The 6,990-nt window shown below is 48.7% G+C and carries 5 protein-coding genes; 1 reads left to right on the forward strand and 4 read right to left on the reverse strand.

From position 1 onward, the window contains the following. Nucleotides 1–104: 104 nt before the first annotated feature. The gene (locus tag NK638_RS03110; RefSeq protein WP_274631902.1) at nt 105–1,673 is read right to left on the reverse strand and encodes a sensor histidine kinase; all 1,569 of its coding nucleotides are present in this window, start codon (nt 1,671–1,673) and stop codon (nt 105–107) included. Then, complete coding sequence (locus tag NK638_RS03115; RefSeq protein ID WP_274631903.1) at nt 1,673–2,368, reverse strand: response regulator transcription factor; 696 nt, start codon at nt 2,366–2,368, stop codon at nt 1,673–1,675. The genes NK638_RS03110 and NK638_RS03115 overlap by 1 nt, the downstream gene beginning before the upstream one ends. Nucleotides 2,369–2,582: 214 nt before the next feature. On the opposite strand from NK638_RS03115, the gene NK638_RS03120 reads away from it, so the two are divergent. Further along, nucleotides 2,583–3,143 carry a Spy/CpxP family protein refolding chaperone gene (locus tag NK638_RS03120; protein ID WP_274631904.1) on the forward strand — a complete coding sequence of 187 codons (561 nt, stop codon included), beginning with the start codon at nt 2,583–2,585 and terminating at the stop codon, nt 3,141–3,143. A 91-nt stretch (nt 3,144–3,234) separates the two neighbouring features. Here NK638_RS03120 and NK638_RS03125 read toward each other — a convergent pair whose 3' ends face one another. Both NK638_RS03125 and NK638_RS03130 read right to left on the reverse strand, forming a co-directional pair. Continuing rightward, a complete protein-coding gene (locus NK638_RS03125; protein ID WP_274631905.1) occupies nt 3,235–4,860 on the reverse strand; it encodes a hypothetical protein in 1,626 nt (541 codons plus the stop codon). Between the two features lie 36 nt (nt 4,861–4,896). Beyond that, nucleotides 4,897–6,792, reverse strand: coding sequence for a hypothetical protein (locus NK638_RS03130; protein WP_274631906.1), 1,896 nt, complete (start codon nt 6,790–6,792; stop codon nt 4,897–4,899). Between the last annotated feature and the right edge of the window lie 198 nt (nt 6,793–6,990).

Here is a 6,990-nt window from a genome sequence, read left to right on the forward strand (position 1 = left end):
TCATAAATTCTCGTTCATTGTTCTGATACCAAGCACAGCTTTTCGCAGGTATTCGTTACTTATTAAAAAGGTGTGGCAACCATGTAGAGCATTAATGAGACGTTTTATAATCCAATAGGTAACACAATCTGCACTATCAGCCCTTGGACACCATCAAGACGATTATAAACGTCAATTTGGCCTTTATGTGCCAGCACCACCGCATGGACGATCGCCAGCCCTAGCCCATAGCCGCCAGTGTCGCGGTGACGCGCCGAGTCTAGCCGTACAAAGGGCTGAAAAATACGCTGCAAGTCTTGCTCTGCAACGCCGCCGCCCTCGTCTATGATGCGGATTTGAATGGCAGGTCTTTTGCCATCTATCTTTGCTGGTTTAATCTCAGCCATAACCGTTGAATCAGCTGCTGTGTGCATAAAAGCATTACGAATGACGTTTTCAAGCGCACTATGTAACTGTTCTTGGTTGCCCTTTACCGTCGAATTTAGGGTTGGTGGCTGCCAGTGCCAATGGACGTTTTTGTGCTGAAATTCAAAACAAACATCTTGTCCAATCTCACTAATAATTTCGGAGATATCAACCCAGTCATTTTCTACATTATCAATGGTGTATTGCTGCATCTGCAGCGACTGGATATGAATGATTTGTTCGATCAGCTCATTCATCCGCGCAGACTCTTTGTCGATACGGTCGAGGTAGCGATTGGCATTGGGGGCAAAATCTCGCGTCAGCTCGGTTGCCACATCAAGGCGCGCTAAGGGCGAGCGTAGCTCATGCGAGATATCACTAAGCATTTGCTTGCGCGCCAGCTCACTCTCAGCCAGCCGCCTTGATAGCTTGGCCACGTCTTTTGCCAATAGACCCAGCTCATCATCGCCCATTTTTGCCAGCTGGGTATCCGCCTGATAATCGCCAGCAATCATGCGATGTACCGCATGTTGGACGCGGCGCATACGCTGGGTCAAGGTACGGCTAAGCCAAACACAGACCAAGACACTAAAGAAGATAATTAGCAGCAAACGTACCGAAAAATTATTCCGTTGCAGCGCGACGACATCGGCAAAACGCAGGTGCGGACGCAGCTGTATAATGACAGACTGACCATCTGGCAGCGCGACGGTCTTATCCGCCAGCTCAGGGCGCATCTCGGGGTCTGCTATCGTGCGCTGAGACATCATCGATTGCCAATAAGGATTGCGAGTATTGTTTGGCATACTGGCAGTATCGTCAGAGCGGTGATGATCTAAGGCGGGTGCAGCGGCCACATTTGGCATAGCAGGCATGGCAGGTATTGATGGCATCGGATGCATGGGCGCACGCGGCATAACTTGCCTGCCGTCTTGACGGTCCGCTTGGTCTCGATAACGCGGAAAGATAATAGCGCCTTGCTCGTTATAGACTCTGATTTGACTCATCAGCCGCCGATCATCACGGTACATCTGCCTGACTGATGCAAAATCGCCCGCTTGCAACGCGGCAGCCAGCTCATTGCGTTTAATCAACAACTGCTCAATCTGCACGTCCATACGCGCGGTCAGCGCTCTTTCAACCAGTATCCGCTCTACCACGATGGACAAAATAGAGGTGAGTAAGATCGTCAATAGTAGACTCAAAAACAGCCGCCAAAACAGCGTGATTCTGGGTCGAAAGGTAGAAGTATTTGCGGAATATGTCATTATAGTACCAGCTGATAGCCTTTTCCACGAATCGCTTTGATCGGCTCATCATGAAAAGGTTGGAGTTTTTTGCGCAGCCGCGAGACATGCACATCAAGGCTGCGGTCGAAGGGCTGTAGCTCACGCTGCAACACATGCTCTGATAGCCACGCTTTACTCACCACCTCACCTTTTTGCTTGAGCAAGGCGAGCAACAAGTCAAACTCTGTGCCTGTCACTTGTAGCTCTGTCCCGTCTATCTGACAGAGTCGCTGGTTTTGATCCAAATGTAATCGGCTCTCAGGTAACGGCATGTGCTCTAACGTACTATCAAAAGCACTAAGACGGGTGCGTTTTATCACCGCATTGATACGTGCCAACAGCTCACGGGGATTGCAAGGCTTGGTAATATAATCATCCGCGCCAAGCTCAAGCCCAATGATACGATCAATCTCCTCGCCTTTTGCCGTCAGCATAATGACCGGAATATCACTGATGGCCGGCAGTTGCCGCAGCACACTGAGCCCATCGATTTTGGGCATCATGATATCGAGTACCAGCAAATCATAAGCGGTGGCAGTGCTGGTGTTTTTGAGTCTTTGCATGACCGCTTCACCATCGTGCACGCAGTCACAATCGATATCATGATTTTGCAAGTATTCTTGTAATAACTGGGTCAACTCTTCGTCATCATCGCCGAGTAGTATGTTTGGCACTGCTGTCTCCTTAAGCCTAAGGTCGCTTTGTTGCCTATATTATCAGGCATGGACTTATCATAACGCCATAAACGTTACCTTTCTTAATACTTCATAAAGTATCGCAACCTTTAACTGTCATAAGATAGCATCTATCAATCACTTGTCGCACTTATCGCCATACTGGCAAGATAAGGTATTTATTGTTTATTTACTCAAATTATAAAAGGATTGTATGATGAAAAAACTACTTATGGGCACAGTATTGGCCGCCTCTAGTGTATTTGCTGTCACCGCCTGCACCAGTGTCAATGCAACGACTGACACCGCACCTACCACCAGCAAAATGCAAAAGCATCATCAAGGCGGCATGAAAGAAGGTATGCACAAAGGTGGCATGCATAAAGGCGATATGAAAGGCGGCATGCCAGGCCCACTGTCACAGCTAGATTTGAGTGCCACGCAGCAAGCACAAATCAAAGCCATCATGGAGGCCAAACATGGCGACCGTAAAACTGAGCGCGCGCAACACAAAGCAGAACGGGCGCAGATGCACCAACAAATGCAGGCATTGACCACTGCCAGCACGTTGAATACGGCCGCGCTTAACCGCCTAGCGGATCAGCAAGCGGCTAAAGTCAAGCAGCGTTTTATTGAGCATGCTCAGACCCAGCACGCCATCGCGCAAGTGCTAACGCCGGAGCAACGCGCCAAACTTGCCAAACTGCAAAACGAGAGAATGGCAAAAATGCCAAAAGGTCAGCATGGCCAACCGCATCAGCATCAAGGCATGTAGTAGTTATTACTGCCCGCTACACCACTCAGAAAAAGCGCACCGTTATCACGATGCGCTTTTTTGTATAATTCTGATGATAGCTCAATACCTTTTAATCAGTACCGCCCAAACGCTCTTGCGACAGCGGTAGCGCCTTAAATATCATCTTGCCTATCGCCGTGCCATTACCATCGCGATAGTACTGCATCAGCTCGCGACCATACTCGCGCGCATCAACACTATTGCGCGCATTTGGTACTTGTACATCGCTTGGTAAGTTGGGAAATGCAGCGTCTTTTGGACGAATAGCAGAATATTGCTGCATGGCATCTATCACGACGCCTTTATGCTGATTGGTCTCGCTAGGAAACTCACGCCGCAGATGCTGCCAGATGAGACGGCCACGTTTATCAATGCCGTATAGCGTTTGTACGTTTGGCGTCTCTGCACCAGTATCTACTGTACGGCTGGCGACCGTATCATCAGCGGCGTCTATACTGTTTTTGATTATTGTCAGTACTTGCTGTACCAAGGCCTTACTGGTAAAAATGTCAGGTGCTATATCAGAAGCACTGTCAGTACCATCAGCACTGTCATTGACAAGCTCTGGATACTGCTCGCTTATCTGCTCATAAAAACCACGCATATACTCTTGATATGACTGCTCGTGACTGGTCGCGCTTTGAGTACGGCGGATCACTTGCTCACTTGCCAGCATTGCGGGCATCTGGTGCGCTGGCAGCTTAGGAGATAGCGCAGTCAAAGACGTGGCCGCGACGTACTCAAACTGACTTGCTGGCGCTGCGGCAAATGCGGCATCGAGCGCGGCAAAATGATGGGTGATCACTGCTTTGCCAAAGCCTTTGGGTAACGTGCCATCGTCCAGCGTGACTTTGAGCCATTTGTTTTGCCATGTCGTGCCAAGTTTGTCATCCAATAGCTTTGAGTTAATCATCGCAAAATTGTCCGCCCATAGATAAATATCACCGTTTTTAAAATCGATATAGACCGGTTGGTTGAGGCTGCTTTGATGATTACGCGCTTGGTATTGGGCACTGGCAAGCATGGTCGCTTTGCCCGCCATCGGCTGATACACGCCTTGGGCGTTGATAGACAACGGTTTTAGGAGATAGGCATCGAGTAGCTTTGCTTTTTTGATACCCTCCGCGGTTGGCTGCGCGTCATAATTATCAAACAACTTTTGATAATCAGCAGGCACACTTACCTCACTGTCGTATTGGCTGTCTTGCCATGCTTGATAGGCATCCGTACAGGCTAGATAGGATTGTTTGATGGTCGCACGCTGAGCGTCATATGTTGTCGCCGATATATCTTGCTTTTGTCCTTCTGCCTGCGCCAATAATGCCGCATAGGCCTCGTCATGCGTATCTTCGCAGTATTGATAGATATCATCAGTAGTGACTGGGTTGTTAGCACCATTGTTGGTAGTGCTTTGAGCCGTTATACCGTCAAACTGCTGCTTATTACTAATCTCAAGGTTGCTATGATAACGAAAGGACTGGCGACGCTGCGCTTGTAGCGCGCTTGCGACGGCTGTTTTGGCAGCTACTGAGGTTTGGGTAGCCGTCATAGCATTAGACTGTCCAAGGCTGGTCGATTGACACCCTGTCAATAACGCCGCGCCTGCGACAAGCGCGCTGGCAAATACCGCATGACCATTGATAATAGTAGATGCACGTGGCGGGCGGCTGGTATGAGTTTGCTGGTTTTTTTTCATTTTTTATCCTTAATAGGGAGAGTTAACAAGACAGACCTACTGATCCGCTAGCTTGCTATCGATGCCATACTTGGCCGCATCGTCATACAATGCCTCATCGTTGTCGTTCCAGTCCTCACTATTACCACTGTCATAAACGCCACTCTCTTCATCAGTATTATCAACATCATAACGATCTTCATCATCATACTCGTAGTCATAGCGTGCATAACGAGCGCTTTGCAGTCTTTCTTTTTGTTGGCGTATCTTCGCAAGCCACGCGTTGCCGTCGATGGCAGGCTTGGCATTTGCCCCAAAAGACTCGGCCAATAAAGGCGTGAGCGCATGGTCGTTAAAGCTGGCTTTATCATAACGCACTTGGTTGAGTACGCTGGTGGTCGCACCCATCAAATCGCTACCGACATTTAGCCGTTGCTGCTTGGCCAGTAGCTGATTTGCGCGATCCAAATAGTAGTAGTTTGTTTGATTAAAGGAGATGGGACCGATCGCTTCAATCAGCTGTAGCAGTGCGCCGACATCCGCGCTTTGATAGCCTTTATGGTATAGCTGCGCCTTAGCAAGTGCAGCTTTTAGCATCGCTCCATCAGGATACTGTGACGGATTGGCATCGACATGCTCTTGTAGTGACTGGGTCATATATTTTAGGATTTTGCCGACCAGCTCACCGCCTTGCTTACTACCGATATATAACTTGACAGCATGGCTGGCCCCCACTTCTTTGGCAAATGCGTCATTACGTATATCAACGGCGCTGAAATACTCTGGTGCCAGCTCGGCCATACTCTTCTGTATCGCAGCAAGCGCAGCATCATACAATACCGTAGGCGGCAGCTGCTCGGTGATGCCCTTAGGCAGACCAAAGCTGACCGTATGAGAGGCCATCTCCTGAGGCAGCGGGGTATTTTCAGGACTGGCCAGCGCTACAATCGGCATGATGGCCGATGGGTCTACCGTGATACGACTGTCATTAAAATCCAGTGCAAGCGGTATCTGTATGGATGAGCTAAGCGTTGGGCTGACATAGTCATAACTATAGACGCTACGTAGCTGGCGCTGTTTGGGCCTGAATTGGCTGACGCTATTAAATGTCAAATGCTGATATTGATAGGCGTTGGTCGCAGCGATTTGCTCAGGTGTGCGATGCAACATAGCAAGCATCTGACCAATGACGCCGGTAGTTGGCATCGGTTTGTCATCGCTCGCCACTGGCTGCTGCTTGGCGGCTTGCATGGCTTCATAGCTCTTTAATAATGCCTTGGGTTTGACATCTTGCACGCCCGGTATCAACCCATCGTCTTTAGTATTGGCGCTATACTCATCATCAGCAAACGCTTCATCTGCATCGTCAGCAAAACTCCTGTCAGCAAACTCACTATTATAATCAGCAGCCTCGTCGTCTATCGCGTGCTCTTCTTGATACGCATAAGTTTCGATGATGGTTCTTAGCAGACTGCTCGCGCCAGCATCGATACTGTCTGGATCGATAAAGGGTGCCATATGATAATTGGCCTGCGCGACGGCCACGTACTCACTAGCGAGATGCTGACGAATGGCCGCAAGCAAACGTGTCTTTGCCTGAGTCTCCGTATTGGGATAGCTCTGCTGGTCAAACAGTTGCTCATAGCGCGCAGAGCTGGCTTGTAAACGGTCAGTAAAGACGCGGCCCTGTGCTTGGTTTACTGCGCCGTCTGCGACCTCAAAGTCGATGAGCGCATCTGATACCGCGCCTGAGGAGACGCCAGCGCTTGTCTGACAGCCCATCAATACCAATGACGTACCACCAAGCAGCAGCGCACAACCGGTCGCCGTCAGTGTACGTGATAAATTTCGATGTTTGTTTTTATGATAAATCGCCACAGGCGCAGTTACCTCATGCAGCTGCGACCTACAACCAGACTGTCGACTGCGATGATTGCTATGAGTAGATGACATAAAAGTCCCTTTATTTAATGGGTAAAATAAGGATAAACGCGTATGATATTTATAACACAAAGCGTTACAATTTAGTAATATTAGCGTGCGTTTCTAGGCAAAAGTCTGTATTGTTTTTATCTATTAGAACCTGCCTTCTCATATTTTGTATTTTTTATATATAGTTAGCTGAATGTAAAACTGTTATGGATTTAAACG

This window comes from Psychrobacter sp. A3 (assembly GCF_028823565.1).
Classification (GTDB): domain Bacteria; phylum Pseudomonadota; class Gammaproteobacteria; order Pseudomonadales; family Moraxellaceae; genus Psychrobacter; species Psychrobacter celer.

Coding starts and splice junctions, on each gene's coding strand:
- NK638_RS03120 (WP_274631904.1), top strand. CDS start 2,583: ATGATGAAAAAACTACTTATGGGCACAGTATTGGCCGCCTCTAGTGTA.
- NK638_RS03130 (WP_274631906.1), bottom strand. CDS start 6,792: ATGTCATCTACTCATAGCAATCATCGCAGTCGACAGTCTGGTTGTAGG.
- NK638_RS03110 (WP_274631902.1), bottom strand. CDS start 1,673: ATGACATATTCCGCAAATACTTCTACCTTTCGACCCAGAATCACGCTG.
- NK638_RS03125 (WP_274631905.1), bottom strand. CDS start 4,860: ATGAAAAAAAACCAGCAAACTCATACCAGCCGCCCGCCACGTGCATCT.